The 17,459-nt window shown below is 70.4% G+C and carries 13 protein-coding genes and 1 pseudogene; 10 read left to right on the top strand and 4 right to left on the bottom strand.

Going from position 1 to position 17,459, the window contains the following annotated elements:
• Positions 1 to 33: 33 nt before the first annotated feature.
• From ACQEXA_RS16230 to ACQEXA_RS16220, 3 genes and pseudogenes are all read left to right on the top strand, one after another.
• Complete coding sequence (locus tag ACQEXA_RS16230; protein WP_432933892.1) at positions 34 to 1,308, top strand: COG4705 family protein; 1,275 nt, start codon at positions 34 to 36, stop codon at positions 1,306 to 1,308.
• 153 nt (positions 1,309 to 1,461) lie between these two features.
• Positions 1,462 to 2,112 (top strand): annotated as a pseudogene (locus ACQEXA_RS16225) (response regulator transcription factor).
• Positions 2,109 to 3,485: a sensor histidine kinase gene (locus ACQEXA_RS16220; RefSeq protein ID WP_432933894.1), complete on the top strand. Its 1,377-nt coding sequence runs from the start codon at positions 2,109 to 2,111 to the stop codon at positions 3,483 to 3,485. Before ACQEXA_RS16225 ends, ACQEXA_RS16220 begins: the two are co-directional and overlap by 4 nt.
• Before the next feature lie 311 nt (positions 3,486 to 3,796).
• Here ACQEXA_RS16220 and ACQEXA_RS16215 read toward each other — a convergent pair whose 3' ends face one another.
• Positions 3,797 to 5,005, bottom strand: a complete 1,209-nt coding sequence (locus tag ACQEXA_RS16215; protein WP_432933896.1) for a hypothetical protein — start codon at positions 5,003 to 5,005, stop codon at positions 3,797 to 3,799.
• 962 nt (positions 5,006 to 5,967) lie between these two features.
• Here ACQEXA_RS16215 and ACQEXA_RS16210 point away from each other — a divergent pair.
• The 4 genes from ACQEXA_RS16210 (at position 5,968) to ACQEXA_RS16195 (ending at position 10,709) form a co-directional block, all read left to right on the top strand.
• Positions 5,968 to 6,108, top strand: coding sequence for a hypothetical protein (locus ACQEXA_RS16210; protein ID WP_432933898.1), 141 nt, complete (start codon positions 5,968 to 5,970; stop codon positions 6,106 to 6,108).
• Positions 6,109 to 6,313: 205 nt separating this feature from the next.
• Entirely contained in the window at positions 6,314 to 6,610 is a 297-nt protein-coding gene (locus tag ACQEXA_RS16205; RefSeq protein WP_433130429.1) for a GntR family transcriptional regulator, read from the top strand.
• Between the two features lie 62 nt (positions 6,611 to 6,672).
• Positions 6,673 to 8,151 carry a 3' terminal RNA ribose 2'-O-methyltransferase Hen1 gene (locus ACQEXA_RS16200; protein WP_432933902.1) on the top strand — a complete coding sequence of 493 codons (1,479 nt, stop codon included), beginning with the start codon at positions 6,673 to 6,675 and terminating at the stop codon, positions 8,149 to 8,151.
• Positions 8,148 to 10,709: a polynucleotide kinase-phosphatase gene (locus tag ACQEXA_RS16195; protein ID WP_432933904.1), complete on the top strand. Its 2,562-nt coding sequence runs from the start codon at positions 8,148 to 8,150 to the stop codon at positions 10,707 to 10,709. The genes ACQEXA_RS16200 and ACQEXA_RS16195 overlap by 4 nt, the downstream gene beginning before the upstream one ends.
• Positions 10,710 to 10,889: 180 nt before the next feature.
• Here the strand turns inward: ACQEXA_RS16195 and ACQEXA_RS16190 are convergent, their stop codons facing one another.
• Together ACQEXA_RS16190 and ACQEXA_RS16185 are read right to left on the bottom strand one after the other, a co-directional pair.
• The gene (locus tag ACQEXA_RS16190; protein ID WP_433130427.1) at positions 10,890 to 11,789 is read right to left on the bottom strand and encodes a hypothetical protein; all 900 of its coding nucleotides are present in this window, start codon (positions 11,787 to 11,789) and stop codon (positions 10,890 to 10,892) included.
• A complete protein-coding gene (locus ACQEXA_RS16185) occupies positions 11,786 to 12,898 on the bottom strand; it encodes an SPFH domain-containing protein (protein ID WP_432933908.1) in 1,113 nt (370 codons plus the stop codon). Before ACQEXA_RS16185 ends, ACQEXA_RS16190 begins: the two co-directional genes overlap by 4 nt.
• Positions 12,899 to 13,060: 162 nt before the next feature.
• On the opposite strand from ACQEXA_RS16185, the gene ACQEXA_RS16180 reads away from it, so the two are divergent.
• From ACQEXA_RS16180 to ACQEXA_RS16170, 3 genes are all read left to right on the top strand, one after another.
• Complete coding sequence (locus ACQEXA_RS16180) at positions 13,061 to 14,290, top strand: arginine deiminase (RefSeq protein ID WP_359394234.1); 1,230 nt, start codon at positions 13,061 to 13,063, stop codon at positions 14,288 to 14,290.
• Between the two features lie 137 nt (positions 14,291 to 14,427).
• Complete coding sequence (gene argF / locus ACQEXA_RS16175) at positions 14,428 to 15,435, top strand: ornithine carbamoyltransferase (RefSeq protein WP_432933911.1); 1,008 nt, start codon at positions 14,428 to 14,430, stop codon at positions 15,433 to 15,435.
• 136 nt (positions 15,436 to 15,571) lie between these two features.
• Entirely contained in the window at positions 15,572 to 17,026 is a 1,455-nt protein-coding gene (locus tag ACQEXA_RS16170) for an amino acid permease (protein ID WP_432933913.1), read from the top strand.
• Here ACQEXA_RS16170 and ACQEXA_RS16165 read toward each other — a convergent pair.
• Complete coding sequence (locus ACQEXA_RS16165) at positions 16,986 to 17,435, bottom strand: ATP-binding protein (RefSeq protein WP_359394240.1); 450 nt, start codon at positions 17,433 to 17,435, stop codon at positions 16,986 to 16,988. The genes ACQEXA_RS16170 and ACQEXA_RS16165 overlap by 41 nt on opposite strands.
• Between the last annotated feature and the right edge of the window lie 24 nt (positions 17,436 to 17,459).

Raw genomic sequence — 17,459 nt, 5'->3', positions numbered from 1 at the left:
TTGTGTGCAGGTTGGCCGAGCCAGCCTCGTCGCATGACAACGACAAGCGAAGTCCGCACGCACCGCAGTGGGCGGCTGATGCTGAACAAGGTTCCCGAGGTCACCATCTGGTTCTGGGTGATCAAGATCCTGTGCACGACGGTCGGTGAGAGTTTCGCCGACTGGATCAACATGAAGCTGGGCGTCGGTCTGGTGAACACGGCCTGGATCTTCACCGCGGTGTTCGTGGTGGTTCTGGGCGTCCAGCTGCGGCTGAAGCGGTATGTCCCGTTCCCGTACTGGCTGACTGTGGTCGTTGTCAGTGTCACGGGCACGCTGTACACCGACATCCTGACCGACCAGCTCAACGTGCCGCTGTGGATCAGCTCCACAGTGTTCTCGGTCCTGCTCGCCGTGGTCTTCGGCGTGTGGTGGCTGCGCGAGCGCACCCTCTCGATCCACTCGGTCACGACGCTGTCGCGTGAGTCGTTCTACTGGCTCACCGTTCTCGTCACCTTCGCGCTCGGCACCGCGACCGGCGACTGGACCCTCGAGCTCACCGGCTGGAGCCCGGGAGTCTCGGTCCTGCTGCCGCTCGGCCTCATCGCGGCGATCACGCTGTTGCGGAAGTTCGGCGCGAACCCGGTGCTGTCCTTCTGGCTCGCCTACATCCTGACCCGCCCGCTGGGCGCCAACATCGGCGACTGGCTCGCCTCCCCGAAGGTCGCGCAGCCGGGCGACCCGACCGGCCTTGCACTGGGCACCTTCACCACCAGCCTGATCTTCCTTGGCCTGATCCTGGCGACTGTCGTCTACCTGACGGTGACGCGCTCCGACGTGACCGAGACCTACGAGGCTTCGCACACCCCGCAGATCACCGCCAACCCGCACAGGGAACGCATCGCGCTGGCGGGCTTCGGTCTCCTCGCCGTCGCCACCGGGGGCCTGCTGGTCTGGGCGCACAGCCAGCCGCACGTCGGCCCAGCGCCGGAGACCGACGCCACCTCCACCGTTCAACTCGCCCCTGGCCAGGCCGTGAAGAAATTCCCGCCCGCGAAGGTCGACGCACTCAAGGCACTCGCATCGACCTCGCTCAAGGACGCACGGTCGGGGAACGCGACCGGGGCCCACGCGGCTGCCCAGTCGCTGCGAGACCTCTGGGATGCCGACCAAGCCTCGTTGCAGCCGCTGGACAACACCGGCTGGACGTTCATCGACGCCCAGATGGACCGCGTCCTGAAGACCTTCGGCATCGACCACCCGAACCCGCCGATGTCGCCGGCCCGGCAGGAGGCTGAACTCAACACCCTCCTCACAGATATGCGCTGACGGACCTGATCGGCGGCGATTACTCCACAGAGGTCGCCGCCGATCACGCTCTCGCGGTGCACGGGATCGCCTCGACGTCGCCCGCACACTGCTGGCTGCCCGCATCGCTCGTCACGGGTACGGCCCACCCTGTCCGAGGACCGACGGAGGACCATGCGTCACAAGATTCTGGTCGCTGAGGACGATGACGTCCTGTGCGGGACGTACTGCGCCGCGGGTTGTACGAGGAGGGCTTCGAGCCCGTCGTCGCCGCCGGTGCCACCGCGCTGCGGTGGCACCGGCGACATCGCGGCGGTCATCGCGGATTTGGGGCTGCCCGACGCGCACGGCCGGGACGTATGCCAGGTGATGCGTGCCAACGGTTTCATGGCCCCGGTGATCTTCCTGACAGCCCGGCACTACCTCACCGACCGGCTGTCCGGGTTCTCAACAGGAAGCGACGACTACCTGCCCAAGCCCGTCCATCTCGCCGCCCAGCTACGCGCGTTCGTCATGCGTGCCGCACCGGGCCCGGCGACCGAGGCCGGAGACCTGGTCCTGGACGCGGTGGGCCACAGCGTCACCGTGCACCGCACCGACGTCGCGCTGTGTCCCACGGAGTTCCAGCTGCTGGCCCCGCTGGTGGCTGCGGGCGGGGACATCGTGCGCTGGCGCGATCTGATCAGGGCCGGCTGGCCCGAAGACGCCGAGGTCAGTGACAACACGCTGGACCAGTACCTGACCCGGCTGCGGCGCAAGCTGCGCGAGGCCGGCAGCGCACTGACGATCGGCACGGCGCGCGGAATCGGACACCGCCTGTCATGAAGCGCGTCGTCCGCAGCCTCACCCCCCGTACCCTGCGCGGCCGGCTCTCGCTGGCGGCGCTGACCACAGCCGTGCTGCTGATGACGGTCCTGACCGTGGTGTTCAACACCATGGTGGACCGGCACCTGCAGCACCAGGCGGACGACGAGCTGCACAACCGGGCCGTCGCAGTGGCCACGACCGTCGATACGCGTCACGCGCAGGTGCGGGTCCTGGAGACCGTCAACGACAGCCTCCTCGACACCAACGTGTGGATCTACGCGGGGACGCGGCTGCTCGAACAGCCGCCGTCCGCCATGGCGGGCAGCACGCTGACGCGGGCCGCCGGACGCCTCGCCGCCGAGGGCAAGCGGGTCTGCACGACCGTGCCCGCAGACAGTCAACGGTCCGTTCGGCTGTGCTCCCGGCCAGTGCCCGGCCGCCACGGCACAGCCACCGTGGTCACGACGCTGGACCTGCGCCCATATCAGAGTTCGGCCGAAACCCTGCTGCTGGGCTCCCTGATCCTGGACGCCGTCATGCTCGCCTGCACCTACGCGCTGACCCGGTTCGCGGTCGGCCGGGCCCTGCGTCCGGTCCATACGATGACCGACCAGGCCACCCAGTGGAGCGCCGTGGGCTCCGACGAACGCTTCGGCGCGACCGAGCAGCCCGCCGAACTGGCGCGTCTGGGCAGCTCGCTGGACTTGCTCCTGGACCGCATCCGCTCCGTGCTGCGTCACGAGCAGCAGCTGACGGGAGAACTGTCCCACGAGCTGCGCACCCCGCTCACTCGGATCGTCATGGAACTCGACTGGTGGCGTGTCCGCCCCCGCACGGACGCCGAGACCCGCGCCACCCACGAAGTGATCGACGAAGCCGCCCAGTCCATGCGCACCATCTGTGACACCCTGCTTAACGACGCCCGCGAGAATGCCCGGCACCCCACGACCGCTGCCCCGGGCACGACTCAGATCGCACCAGTTCTACGTCGGATGGTCCAGCACCTCGAACCACCGGATCCGGTGAAAGTCGCGGTGCAGACGGCCGCCCCCGAGGCGGAGGCCGGCGTCGCACCCGCTCTCCTGGAGCGCATCGTCAGCCCCCTGCTCGCCAACGCCGTCCGCTACGCCCGCTCCCGGGTGACCGTCTCTGCGCACCTTGCCCCCGGCGTCGTACACATCGATGTCACCGACGACGGCCCCGGTGTACCGCAGACGTTTCACGACGAGCTGTTCCAGCCCGGCCGGCGGGCGGACACTGACGACGGACACGACGGCGCGGGCCTCGGGCTGCCGCTCGCGCGGCGCCTGGCCCGCGCCGTCGGCGGGGATGTGTCCTACGACCCCTCACATACGCCCGGGGCGCGCTTCACCGTCACCCTGCCCGCCTGACCGGCTCCTGCTCCGCGTCCTGTACGCCGGCACCGCGGCGTTCCTGCACCTGCGCGTAGGCCATCAGCCCGAACAGGATCGCCAGCGCGTGCTGGAGATGAGGATCGCCGACCAGAAAAGGACATCGCCCCCGACCAACAGGAGCGAGCCAGTCAGGATGGCCGCTCTGGTCGGGTAGCCCCGGCGAAGCTCAGGCAACCACTGCTCAAAACCGGAACCAGCCTCCTATGGAGGACAGGACTGGAACCATCCGTACCAAGGTCGTGGCGGCGCGCCCCTGAAGCTCCTGAACCGGGAGGGCGGTCCTCCCATCACAGGGCCCGATGGGAGACGGTGAGCAGGTAGGTGCCGTAGAAGAGGGAGACGCCGGCCAGGGCGGTAAGCAGGACGACAATGGTGCGTAGGCGGCTCCGCCCCAGATGCAGGGCGAGCGGGAGCAGCAGAGGGAAGGCCGGTAGCAGGAACCTCGGCTTGCTGGTGAAGAAGTGGGTGCCGCCGACGGCCATCACGATGAGGACCGCGCAGTATGCGAGCAGGGGCGAGGGCATCCCGTTCAGGATGCAGAAGAGGAACAGCAGCATGGAGCCGAGGACGATCGCGGCGGTCACGTAGACGACGAGGGTGTCGTGCCCGACGATCAGGTGTTTGAACGTGCGGGCCGTGTAGCGGCCGAAGTCGAACCGTGAGCCCCAGAGACTCTGCACGTGGAAGTAGCCGACGGGGTTGTGTGTCCTGAACCCGACACAGCCGATGTAGCCCAGCCATCCGAGGGGAGCCGCGGCGGCGGCCGCCCAGGCGCGCGGAGCGGTGGGCACACCGGCGCGGCGCAGCTGCCAGAGATGAGCGACGGCGCTGGTGACGATGGCGGCCGCCACGGCGAGGCCGTTGGGACGGCACAGCCCGGCCAGTACTGCCAGCGTCCCCGCGGTCAGCCAGCGGCGGGTCAGCACGGCGTAGAGCGACCAGGCGGCGAAGGCGGTCATGAGGGGTTCGGTGTACGCCATCGTCAGGATGATTGCGTGTGGCAGCAGCGCCCACAGCGCCACGAGGATGATCCCGACGCGTCGTCCGTGCAGCAGCTCGCCGACTGCGTACACGCCCCAGGCGGCCACCAGGGCGGCACTCCATGTGATGAGCAGCGCCACGTTGATCGGGCCGATTGGCAGCACCGTGTTCACTGCGCGGATCAGGCCCGGGAAGAGGGGGAAGAACGCCAGGTCGTTGTAGACGATGTGGCTCCCTTTGGGGTGGATGATCAGGCCGTAGCCGTACTGGGAGATGTGCCAGTACCAGTGGCCGTCCCATTCCAGGCCGAGCACGGTCCGTGGGTGCCTGCCGAGGTGCAGCGACCACAAGGCCGCCATGATCACACCGGTCAGCCGCACGAAGGCGAACAATGTCAGGGCCGGCAGTGCCTTCCCCAGCTCGCAACGCCACCGCCGCTGCTGAGGTGGTGGATCGAGCCTCGGCGCGAACCGCCGCTTGAGCGCGTTGCCCGTCTTCGTGGGGCTGTCGCCCATACGACCTCCTTCTCTGCCCTGCAGGAGGGAGCGGCCGGAGGCAGGGTTCCATTGATAAGAAATCTCTTACTCGCAAGAATCGGTGATATTCGACGCTAATGCCGCATTATGAAAGTTTTGCTGTGTCGCCCCTCAGATGCAGATGTCGCTCAACGAGAACGCGACCGGCACGGGTCCGTATCGCCACCGAGTTGCTCTCGGCGACGGAACGGGCTCGCCACTCGCTGAACTCGATGCCGCACAACAGGCGCTCCACCTGCCCAATGCGGAGACCCAAAGCACGCTCTCCACACCCCCACCTCGAAGACGGCGGTGCCCCTCGGGCCATCCGCCGAGACACACGGACGCCGAGAGACATCACCGTCTCGCGCAGACGTCCGCGATGCGGTGCGCGGGAAGATCGAGCCAAGGGGGGATATTCATGGAGTTCCGGCTGATCGCCCGTGCTCCGAAGACGTTTCAGCAGCCATGACTGGTGATGCGACCGAGGCAATGTGCCGCCGGGGCTTCGGCCGGCATACGAAGGTGCTCTCCGCCACTGAACTCGGCGCCGGGCTGACAACACGACTCTCCGCGTTGCCGTTGCCGGCCAGGAACGGCCGGGGGTCTTGCGGATCGCTCCGGAGCCGGGCCGCAGTTCGTCGGAACGAGACGTGATGCGCAACGAGTCGACTGCACCCAGAACATTGGCGTCGGCCTCCTGCGCGGCCTTGACGACACCAAGGGCGGCTTCCGCGTCACCCTCGTCGGCTACCGGCTCGTCGGCCTGCCCGCCGCCGCACTCCCGGGCTTCGCGGCCGGCCTGGACACCCTCGGCATCTGGCTCGGCCTCCTCACCAGCCTCGCCATGACCGCGGCCCTACTGCTACGCCGCGTCGCCCAGGGCGTCGGTCGGCTGGAAGCCACCGCTGCTCCCGCCGCCGCGTGACCCACCCGCGCTGATCAGGTCGGCCGGAACTCCTGTGAGCGGGTTCTGGAAGTGCGCCCCCTCCTACGGAACGGCGGAGGTGGCGGCCGGGATGTGGGCGGTGGTGATCGTCATCGGTGTGCCGGTGACGGCGATGGCAGGCCCGTTGCGGCACGTGGCCCGCCTCGCCCAATGAGGGAGGGCGCGGCGAGGCGGGCCTGAGCGGTGCGATAGATGTCGTGACGAGCTCACTGTGACACGCGGGAGCGTGCCTGGTGAGGTAACTCCGGGTGCGCCGACCCCTTTCGGGTGATGCGCCAATCAGCTGGTCAGCCGAACCGCCAGCCGGGCAGCCGGCCATCCTCGCCGACCTTCGCGGTCAGCCGCACACCCGGCAGATCATGGACCCGGACGCCGATCGCGGCAGCGATCACCGCGGCCCGGTTAGCGCTCCGGCTCGGCGCGCTCCGCTGGCGGGACGTCGAGCTCGTGCGGGGGCTCACAGCGTCTCGATCATGCGAGCGCGCCTCCCACGAAGACATAACGTGGCGCTGGCAGCAGAGTTCGACGTGTCGCAGTCAACGGCATCCCGTGCGCTGGCCAGACTCCGCACTGAGGGACTTGTGTACGTGATCAGTGGACGTGGCTACTTCGTCTCTGAGCCTCAGCAGTCCCAGGGAGTCTCAGAGGCTCTGTGAGCGGCTGAGGTTCCCAGGTAATCCGGTACCGACCTGGCCCACTGACACCCATACTCGGTCATGTGTTCCTGATGATCTCTACCACCGGCACCGAGCAGCATCCCGCCACTGACCTGGGGTTTCTCCTCCACAAGCACCCTGATCGAGCGTTCTCAACTAACGTGTCCTACGGCACGGCACATGTCGTCTACCCACAGGCGGACACCGAACGCTGCACGGCCGCGTTGCTGCTGGAGGTCGACGCGCCCGCACTGGTGCGCAAGGGCCGTGGCAAGGGCCGCGGCGGCGCTCCCGACGCGGCCCTCGCACAGTACGTCAACGACCGCCCCTACGCGGCCTCGTCGCTGCTGGCCGTGGCGCTGAGCAGCGTGTTCTCCACCGCGATGCGAGGCGTCTGCCTGGCCAGGCCCGAGCGCGCCGGGCAGCCGCTGCCGCTGCGGGTGGAGATACCGGCCTTGCCCGCCCGGGGCGGAGCGGCCCTGGTGCGACGCCTCTTCGAGCCGCTCGGCTGGACGGTCACCGCCGAACCGGTGCCGCTGGACGCCCAGTTCCCGCAGTGGGGCGACTCGCGCTACGTGGGCCTCGTCCTGGAGTCGGCCGAACTGACCCTTGCCGAGGCCCTGCGCCACCTGTACGTCCTGCTGCCCGTCCTCGACGACGCCAAGCACTACTGGGTCTCCGCCGACGAGGTCGACAAGCTACTGCGGGCCGGTGAGGGCTGGCTGCCCGGCCACCCCGAGCAGAAGCTGATCACCAGCCGCTACCTCTCGCGCCGCTGGTCGCTGACCCGGCAGGCGATGGAGCGGCTGGAGCTGCTGCGGCTGGCCGAGGCGGACGACAGCGAGGTCGAGGAGATCGACAACGCGGTGGAGGAGGACAGCGAGACGGAGGAGCGGCCGACGCCGCTCGCCGTGCAGCGCCGGGACGCGATCATCGCTGCACTCGGGGAGAGCGCGGCCGCACGTGTCCTCGACCTCGGCTGCGGCCAGGGCCAATTGGTGCAGGCGTTGCTGAAGGACCCGCGGTTCACGGAGATCGTCGGCGTCGACGTGTCGGTGCGGGCGCTCACCATCGCGTCCCGGCGCCTGAAGCTGGACCGCATGGGGGAGCGGCAGGCCTCGCGCGTGAAGCTGTTCCAGGGATCGCTGACCTACACCGACAACCGGCTCAAGGGGTATGACGCAGCGGTGCTCAGCGAGGTCGTCGAGCACCTCGACCTGCCGCGGCTGCCGGCGCTGGAGTACGCGGTGTTCGGCTCCGCCCGCCCGAGGACGGTCCTCGTGACGACCCCGAACGTCGAGTACAACGTCCGCTGGGAGACGCTCCCGGCCGGGCACGTCCGGCACGGCGACCACCGGTTCGAGTGGACGCGGGAGGAGTTCCGCGCCTGGGCGGACCGGGTCGCCGAACGGTACGGCTACGCCGTGGAGTTCACGGCTGTGGGCCCCGACGACCCGGAGGTCGGGCCGCCCACGCAGATGGCGAGGTTCGAGCTGAACACCACCACGACGATCGGGACGAAGGAGGAGAAGGCCGCATGACCGAGACCAAGGGGCGCACCCTGCCCGTCACCGACCTCTCCCTCGTGGTCCTCGTCGGTGCCTCGGGGTCGGGCAAGTCGACCTTCGCCCGCAGACACTTCAAGCCGACGGAGGTCATCTCCTCGGACTTCTGCCGCGGACTCGTCTCCGACGACGAGAACGACCAGAGCGCGACCAGGGACGCCTTCGACGTTCTGCACTACATCGCCGGCAAGCGTCTCGCGGCGGGCCGGCGCACCGTGGTGGACGCCACCAGCGTGCAGCAGGAGGCCCGCCGTCAGCTGATCGAGGTGGCCAGGCAGCACGACGTGCTGCCTATCGCGATCGTGCTCGACGTACCGGAGCAGGTGTGCGCCGAGCGCAACGCGGCCCGCACCGACCGGGCCGACATGCCGCGCCGGGTGATCCAGCGCCACATACGCGAGCTGCGCCGCTCCGTGCGGCACCTGGAGCGGGAGGGCTTCCGCAAGGTGCACGTCCTGCGGGGCGTGGACGAGGTCGAGGGCGCGACGGTCGTCACCGAGAAGCGGTTCAACGACCTGACGCACCTCACAGGACCCTTCGACATCATCGGCGACGTCCACGGCTGCTCCTCGGAACTGGAGGCGCTGCTGGGCAAGCTGGGGTACACCGACGGGGTGCACCCGCAGGGCCGCACCGCCGTCTTCGTCGGAGACCTGGTGGACCGCGGCCCCGACAGTCCGGGCGTGCTGCGCCGGGTGATGTCGATGGTGGCGTCGGGCAACGCCCTGTGCGTACCGGGCAACCACGAGAACAAGTACGGCCGTCATCTGCGCGGCCGCAAGGTCCAGCACACGCACGGGCTCGCCGAGACCATCGAGCAGATGGAGGGTCAGAGCGAGGAGTTCAGGCAGCAGGTGAAGGAGTTCATCGACGGACTGGTCAGCCACTACGTGCTCGACGGCGGCCGGCTGGTGGTCTGCCACGCCGGTCTGCCCGAGAAGTACCACGGCCGCACGTCGGGCCGCGTACGCTCGCACGCGCTGTACGGCGACACCACGGGCGAGACGGACGAGTTCGGTCTGCCGGTGCGCTACCCGTGGGCGGAGGAGTACCGGGGCCGGGCGGCGGTGGTGTACGGCCACACACCGGTTCCGGACGCCACCTGGGTCAACAACACCCTCTGCGTGGACACCGGTGCCGTTTTCGGCGGCAGGCTCACGGCGCTGCGCTGGCCCGAGCGGGAACTGGTCGATGTGCCCGCCGAGCGGGTCTGGTACGAGCCGGCCCGGCCGCTGGCCACCGAGGCGCCCGGGGGGCAGGACGGGCGGCCGCTCGACCTGGCGGACGTGCACGGCCGCCGCGTGGTGGAGACCCGGCAGGCCGGACGGGTGGCGGTCCGCGAGGAGAACGCGGCCGCGGCGCTGGAGGTCATGAGCCGTTTCGCGGTGGACCCGCGTCTGCTGCCGTACCTCCCGCCGACCATGGCACCCACGGCGACCTCGAACGTCGACGGCTACCTGGAGCACCCGGCCGAGGCGTTCGCGCAGTACGCGCAGGACGGGGTCACGCGGGTCGTGTGCGAGGAGAAGCACATGGGCTCCCGCGCGGTGGCGCTGGTGTGCCGGGACGCGGAGGCGGCGCGCGAGCGGTTCGGGGTCGACAGCACGTCCCCGTCGAGCGGGGGAGGGCCGACGGGCTCGCTCTACACCCGTACCGGACGCCCGTTCTTCGACGACGAGGCGTTCACCGAGCAGATCCTCGGCCGCCTGCGGACGGCGATCTCGGAGGCGGGCCTGTGGACGGAGCTGCGGACGGACTGGCTGCTGCTGGACGCCGAGTTGATGCCGTGGTCGCTGAAGGCGCAGGGGTTGCTGCGGTCGCAGTACGCGGCCGTCGGCGCGGCGTCCGGGGCGGCCTTCCCGGCGGCGCTGGTCGCTCTGGAGGGCGCCGCGGCGCGGGGCGTGGACGTGACCGCACTGCTGGCGCGCCAGCGTGACAGGGCGGGGGACGCGGCCGCGTTCACCGACGCGTACCGCCGCTACTGCTGGACGACGGACGGCCTGGACGGGGTGCGACTGGCGCCGTTCCAGATCCTGGCGGCGCAGGGACGCAGCCTCGCCTCCGTGCCGCACGACGAGCAGCTCGCCCTGATCGACCGGCTCGTCGAGCACGACGGGAGCGGGCTGCTGCAGACCACCCGGCGCCTGTACGTGGACACCGGCGACCCGGAGTCCGTGCGGGCCGGCGTCGACTGGTGGCTGGAGATCACCGCACGCGGCGGCGAGGGCATGGTCGTCAAGCCGGTGGGCGCGGTGGTGCGCAGCGCCGAGGGGCGCCTGGTGCAGCCCGGCGTCAAGTGCCGTGGCCGCGAGTACCTCCGGATCATCTACGGACCGGAGTACACGCGCCCCGAGAACCTCGCCAGGCTCCGTCGGAGGTTCCTGAACCACAAGCGCTCGCTCGCGCTGCGCGAGTACGCGCTCGGCCTCGAGGCCCTGGACCGCCTCGCGGACGGCGAACCGCTGTGGCGGGTGCACGAGGCGGTGTTCGGGGTGCTGGCCCTCGAGTCGGAGCCGGTGGATCCCCGTCTGTGACGGGACCGTACTCCTCGGGTCCGCTCGTCCTCGCGGATGATCGGACCCGAGGGGCGCTGCCGGGCGACGCCTCGCGGAAGGCGGCCGGCGGGGCCTCCGGGAGTCCGTCGCCGTGACCCGCCGACGCCCGGCGCCGGGGTCCGCTCGCTTCGAGTGGGCCCCGGCGCTCGGTGCGGCCCCTTAGCCCACCAGCCGCAGCCGTTCCTCGCACACCCCCACCCGGACCGTCTGGCCCCACGTCAGCTCCATCGCGTCCCGCTCCATTCCGTCGCCGAAGGCGATCAGACGCTCGGATTCGACGGTGAGTCTGAGGTACGACGGGGCCGTGAGGTCGCCCGACACCAGGGACGTGCCGGTGACGGGGGAGGGCCAGGCCTCGCGGACGAACCACAACAGGCGGTCGTCCGTGGGGCGGGGGAGCGGGAGGGCGCCGTCCCGTTCCCGCCAGAGCGACAGAAGCCAGCCGGTGGCCCCCGTCCCCGTCCCCACCAGCACCCCGGACGAAGCCTGGGCTTCGGCGACACCCCCGTCGCCGTCGAGGCCCAGGCGGTAGCGGGCGGTCTGATGACCGGCGGCGCCCAGATAGATCTCGTTGAGTGCGACGAGCCGCTGTGTGTCGTCGGCGACGGCCTCGACCATGGTGAGGTCGTCGACGCCGGTGCCCTGTGCGCGGGCCGTCGGCAGCAGGGCCGCGGCGTTCCGCGGCCGGTGCCGCACCAGCACCCCGGGATTGCGTCCGGGCTCGGCGTCGATCCCCATCACCGGCTGGCCCGCCAGGTATTTGGCCACGTTCGCCACCAGCCCGTCCTGCCCCACCACGACCACCACGTCCTCGGGCGCGAACAGGAACCTGTCCAGGTCCGACCGCTCCACCCGCGCCTGACGCCAGGTCAGCGGCACCGCCGCCGTCACCTCGGCCAGCGCCTCCCGCGCACGCCGGTGCCGTACCTGCACCTCGTCGATGGACCGTCCCCGCGACGCCAGGAAGAACGCGGCCTGCCCGTGCGTGCCGTGCCGGGCCAGCAACTCCTCGTACTCCGTGGTGCGGTGGACCAGCACGGCCCGCGGGGCGAGGCTCACGCCCGTTCCCCGCCGGCCGTCCCGCCCAGCCGGGACAGCAGCCCGGTGAGCACGTCCGGCGACACCGTCACGCTGTCGATCCGCGGCAGGTTGTCGGCGAGCCGTGTCCCGGTCAGCGCGTGCAGCGTCGCCACGTCCACGTCCGCGTGCACCCGCAGCCACGCCGCCTGCGCCCCGGCCCGCGCCTCGCCGAGCTCCCGGGCGGCCCGCGCCTCCGCCTCGCCGAGCGCTACGGTCCGCCAGGCCTCGGCCTCGCCCAGCCGCACGGAACGGGTGGCCTCGGCATCGGCGAGCCGAACCGCTCGGGCCGCCTCCGCCTCGGCCAGCCGGACCGTCCGCGCGGCCTCCGCCTCGGCGCGCACCGCGTCCGCCGCCGCGTGCTCCTCCGCCTCACGCCGCGCGTTCGTACCGCGCTGCTCGACCAACTGTTCCTCGCGCCGGGCGAGTTCGATCTGGCTGGCCAGTTCGTTCTCGGCGATGGTGCGCTCCCGTTCCACGGCGACGGCCCGGCGTTCGTACGTCGCCCGGTCCGCCTCCTGCTGGATCTGCTCGCGGGCCGGGGTACGCAGAGCGCGTTCCACCTCGGGCTCGGGACGCAGCGCCACCACCCGGACGGCGACCACTTCGATACCGGTCGCGGGCAGCCGGGGCTCCGCCGCGAGCCCGGCCGCGACCCGCTCGCGTACCGCCGCGACGCCGTCGACCAGGGCCGCCGACAGCGTCGTCCGGGCCAGCACGTCCAGGGCGTGCTGTTGGGCGGTCTCCGTCAGCAGTGTGGAGAGCTGCTCCAGCGGCGCGCCCCGCCACACGCCCGTGTCGGGGTCGATGGAGAAGTCCAGCCGCGCGGCCGCGACACCGGGGTCACTGATCCGGTACGTGACCGTGGCCTGCACCGCCACGTCCTGGAAGTCGGAGGTGCGGGCGTGGAACGTCATCGCCAGTTCCCGGTCGTCCACCGGCACTTCGGAGAGCGCGGCGGTCAGCGAGCGGTACCAGAAGCTGAGCCCCGGCCCGTCGTGGACCAGGTGGCCCGCCCGGTGGTGCCGGATGTGCGCGGTCGGCGCCCCGCGCAGATGACGCCAGCCGAAGCGCCGTGTGATGTCGGCCATGTGTCCGCTGCCCCCTCCTGACGAGAGCCCGTGAGGCCCTCTACCTTTTCGTCATGGAGACGATAATGAGGTGAGCCACTTATCGTCAAGAGGACGAAATCAAACGGTCGGGTTCGCGCCGAACGAAGGGTGAACCGGGACCTGAGTGGTCAGGATGGAGGCATGGGATTCCATGTCGACTCCGAGGCCGGGCGGCTGCGCCGCGTCATTTTGCACCGGCCGGACCTCGAGCTGAAGAGGCTCACCCCCAGTAACAAGGACGCGCTGCTCTTCGACGACGTGCTGTGGGTGCGCCGGGCGCGCGCGGAGCACGACGGGTTCGCCGATGTGCTGCGCGATCGTGGAGTCGTCGTCCATCTCTTCGGTGATCTGCTCGCCGAGGTCCTGGAGATCCCGGCCGCTCGCTCCCTCGTCCTGGACCGGGTCTTCGACGAGAAGGAGTACGGGCCGCTCGCCACCGACCATCTGCGCGCCACCTTCGAGACGCTGCCCGCCGCGGAGCTCGCCGATGCCCTCGTCGGCGGTATGACCAAGCGCGAGTTCCTGGAGGCCCACCTCGAGCCGACGTCCGTGCGGTTCCATGTGATGGAGCTCGACGACTTCCTCCTCAGGCCCCTGCCCAACCACCTCTTCACCCGCGACACCTCCGCCTGGATATACGACGGTGTCTCCATCAACGCCATGCGCTGGCCCGCACGGCAGCGCGAGACCGTCCACTTCGAGGCGATCTACCGGCACCATCCGCTCTTCAGCCACGAGGACTTCCACGTGTGGTCCCAGGGGCAGGCCGACTACCCGTCCACCATCGAGGGCGGGGACGTCCTGGTCATCGGCAGCGGCGCCGTGCTCATCGGCATGAGCGAGCGGACCACGCCCCAGGCCGTGGAGATGCTTGCGCACAAGCTCTTCGCCGCGGGCTCGGCCCGCACCATCGTCGCGCTCGACATGCCCAAGCGGCGGGCGCTCATGCACCTCGACACGGTGATGACCATGGTCGACGGCGACACCTTCACCCAGTACGCGGGGCTCGGCATGCTCCGCTCCTACACCATCGAGGCCGGCGCCGGGGACAAGGAGCTGAAGGTCACCGACCACCCGCCGGAGCACATGCACCGGGCGATAGCCGCCGCACTGGGGCTGAGCGAGATCCGGGTGCTCACCGCCACGCAGGATGTGCACGCGGCCGAGCGCGAGCAGTGGGACGACGGGTGCAATGTGCTGGCGGTCGAGCCGGGAGTGGTGGTGGCGTACGAGAGGAATGTCACGACCAATACGCATCTGCGCAAACAGGGAATCGAAGTGATCGAGATCCCGGGAAGTGAGCTGGGGAGGGGGAGAGGCGGCCCCAGGTGTATGAGCTGTCCGGTGGAGCGGGACGCCGTCCCGAGGTGAACGCGGGTGCGGGCGGGCGCTATTCGCGTCCGGCCGGATGCGCCCGGCTGATGTCGCGCATAGAAATGTCGCCGATCGTATAGACTTCCATTCGTCCTCTTGTTCGTCCTGCCCCCTTCGTACCCTGGAGCGCCCTGATGGCGACAGCCCCGACCGCCCTCACGGGACGTCACTTCCTCAAGGAGCTGGACTTCACCGCGGAGGAGTTCCGTCACCTGGTCGAGCTGGCGGCCGAGCTCAAGGCGGCCAAGAAGGCCGGGGCCGAGACCCCTCGCCTGCGGGGCAGGAACATCGCGCTGATCTTCGAGAAGACCTCGACCCGTACGCGGTGCGCCTTCGAGGTCGCCGCCGCCGACCAGGGCGCGCACACGACCTATCTGGACCCGACCGGCTCACAGATGGGGCACAAGGAGTCGGTCAAGGACACCGCCCGGGTGCTCGGCCGCATGTTCGACGCCATCCAGTACCGGGGGCATGCGCAGGGTGTCGTCGAGGAGCTGGCCGCCTACGCCGGGGTTCCCGTCTACAACGGACTCACGGACGAGTGGCACCCGACCCAGATGCTCGCCGACGTCCTCACCATGACCGAGCACAGCGCCAAGCCGCTGGCCGGGATCGCCGCCGCCTATCTCGGCGACGCCCGTTACAACATGGGCAACTCCTACCTCGTCACCGGCGCGCTGCTCGGCATGGACGTCCGGATCGTCGCGCCCCGGCTGCTGTGGCCGGATGCCGCGATCGTCGAGGTGGCCCAGCAGCTCGCCATCTCCTCCGGGGCGCGCATCACGCTCACCGACGACGTGAAGGAGGGCGTGCGCGGAGCGGACTTCGTCGCCACCGACGTATGGGTGTCGATGGGCGAGCCCAAGGAGGTCTGGGACGAGCGCATAGCGCTGCTCGCCCCGTACGCCGTCACCATGGACGTGCTGCGCGCCACGGGCAACGACGCCGTGAAGTTCCTGCACTGCCTGCCGGCCTTCCACGACCTCGGTACCGCCGTCGGCCGCGAGATCCACGCACGGCACGGGCTGACCGAGCTCGAGGTCACCGACGAGGTCTTCGAGTCCGAGCACTCCGTCGTCTTCGACCAGGCGGAGAACCGCATGCACACGATCAAGGCGGTCCTCGTCGCCACCCTCGCCTGACCGGACCGGTGTGCCGCTGTCGCAGCGGGCGCCGGAGACCCTCCCGTACGACCTCGGCGGATCCGGAACCACCCCTTCCGTGATCCGCCACGCGGCGAACCCGTCGCGACGCACCACCGAAAAGAGCACCATCCGTATGCCCGGCAGTCCCGCCAACCCCTTCCGTATCAAGTCCCCCGAGCTGCTCGTCGCCGAGGCCGGCGCCGATCTCGCGGGCCACGGCCTCAAGCGCCACATGGGCCTGTTCCAGCTCGTCTGCTTCGGCGTCGGCGCGATCGTCGGTACCGGCATCTTCGTCGGTCTGTCCGACTCGGTCGCCGAGGCCGGGCCCGCCGTCGTCGTCTCCTTTGTGCTCGCCGCGCTCACCTGCGTCTTCACCGCGTTCGCGTTCGCCGAGCTGGGCGGTGCGATCCCGGTCTCCGGGTCCTCGTACTCCTTCGCCTACGCGGGCCTCGGGGAGGGCACGGCCTTCCTCGTCGGCTGGTGCCTGCTGCTGGAGTACGGCGTGTCCGTGTCGGCCGTCGCGGTCGGCTGGAGCCAGTACGTCAACGAACTGCTGCACAGCCTCACCGGGTGGCAGCTGCCCGCCGCGCTCTCCGCCGGGCCCGGCGACGGCGGGGTGGTCAACCTTCCCGCGGTGATCGTCATCGCCCTGGCCTCGGTGCTGCTCGTGCGCGGCGTCCGGGAGAGCGCCCGGGCCACCGCCGCCATGGCGGTCCTCAAGCTGGCCATCCTCGTCGCCTTCTGCGCCATCGGGTTCACCGCGTTCAGGCACGGCCATCTGACCCCGTTCTCCCCGGCCGGGCTCGGCGGCATCGGGGCCGGCACCACGGCCGCCTTCTTCTCGTACATCGGCTTCGACGCGATCACCACCGCGGGCGAGGAGGCCAAGAACCCGCGGCGGGACATCCCCGTGGCGATCCTCGTCTGCCTCGGCCTTGTGACGCTGCTGTACTGCGCGGTCGCCGTCGCCGCGATCGGTGCGATCGGCGGTCCGGCGGTGGCCGGCCGGCCCGCGGCGCTGTCATACGTGGTCAACCAGGTCACCGGTTCCACCGTCGGCGGCGGTGTCATCGCCTTCGGCGCGGTCGTCGCCATCGCCTCGGTGGTGCTCACGGTGATGTACGGGCAGACCCGCATCCTGATGTCCATGTCCCGCGACGGGCTGGTCCCCCGTGTATTCGAGCGCGTCTCCCCGAAGACGTCGACGCCGGTCACCGGCACGGTGATCGTGGCGGTCGTCTTCGCGGTCCCGGCGGCCTTCGCCTCGCTGGACGCCGTGGTCGGCCTGTGCACCATCGGCACGCTCGCCACGATGGCCGTGGTCAATGTGGCGGTGATCGCCCTGCGCCGCAGGGAACCCGGCCTGGCCCGCAGCTTCCGGGTGCCCCTGTACCCGCTGATGCCGCTGCTCGGGATCGGCTTCTGCCTGTACCTGATGTACGAGACGGGCTGGACGACCTGGGTGCAGTTCGCGGTGTTCCTGGCGGCCGGGTGCCTGGTGTACGCGCTCTACGGGCGCCGGCGCTCCCGGCTGGTCGCGGGCGCTGTCACGCCGGACGCCACTGCCGTGGAACCACAGGCAGTCTGAACCACACCGCTTTGCCGGACGCGGTCGGGCGGTGACCGCAGGCCGAGCTGAGGCTGCGGATCAGCAGCAGGCCGCGCCCGTGCTCCTGCCAGGGGTCGGGGACCTCCGCCGCCGGGCGGGTCAGGCTGCCGGGCGGCTCCGGGTCGGGGTCGTGGACCTCGACCTTGCAGCCCGTCGGCAGCAGCTCGACCACCAGCTCGATCGGCCCCTCACCCGTGGCGTGCTCCACCGCGTTCGCGACCAGCTCCGCCGTGAGCAGCTCCGCGGTGTCGCTGTCCGCCGCATGCTCCAGCTCCGCCAGCGCCGTGCGGACCAGGGCACGGGCGACGGGCACGGCCGCGGCGGTGTGCGGCAGCGCGACGCGCCAGGAGGCGGGGGCGGGCGGTTCGTACAAGGCGGATCCGTTCATGGCGCAGGTCGTCCTGCTTTCAAC

This window comes from Streptomyces sp. CA-106110, assembly GCF_050936285.1.
GTDB lineage: Bacteria > Actinomycetota > Actinomycetes > Streptomycetales > Streptomycetaceae > Streptomyces.
Note: the sequence above shows the minus strand (reverse complement) of the source record. Positions and strands in the feature narration are given on the sequence as shown.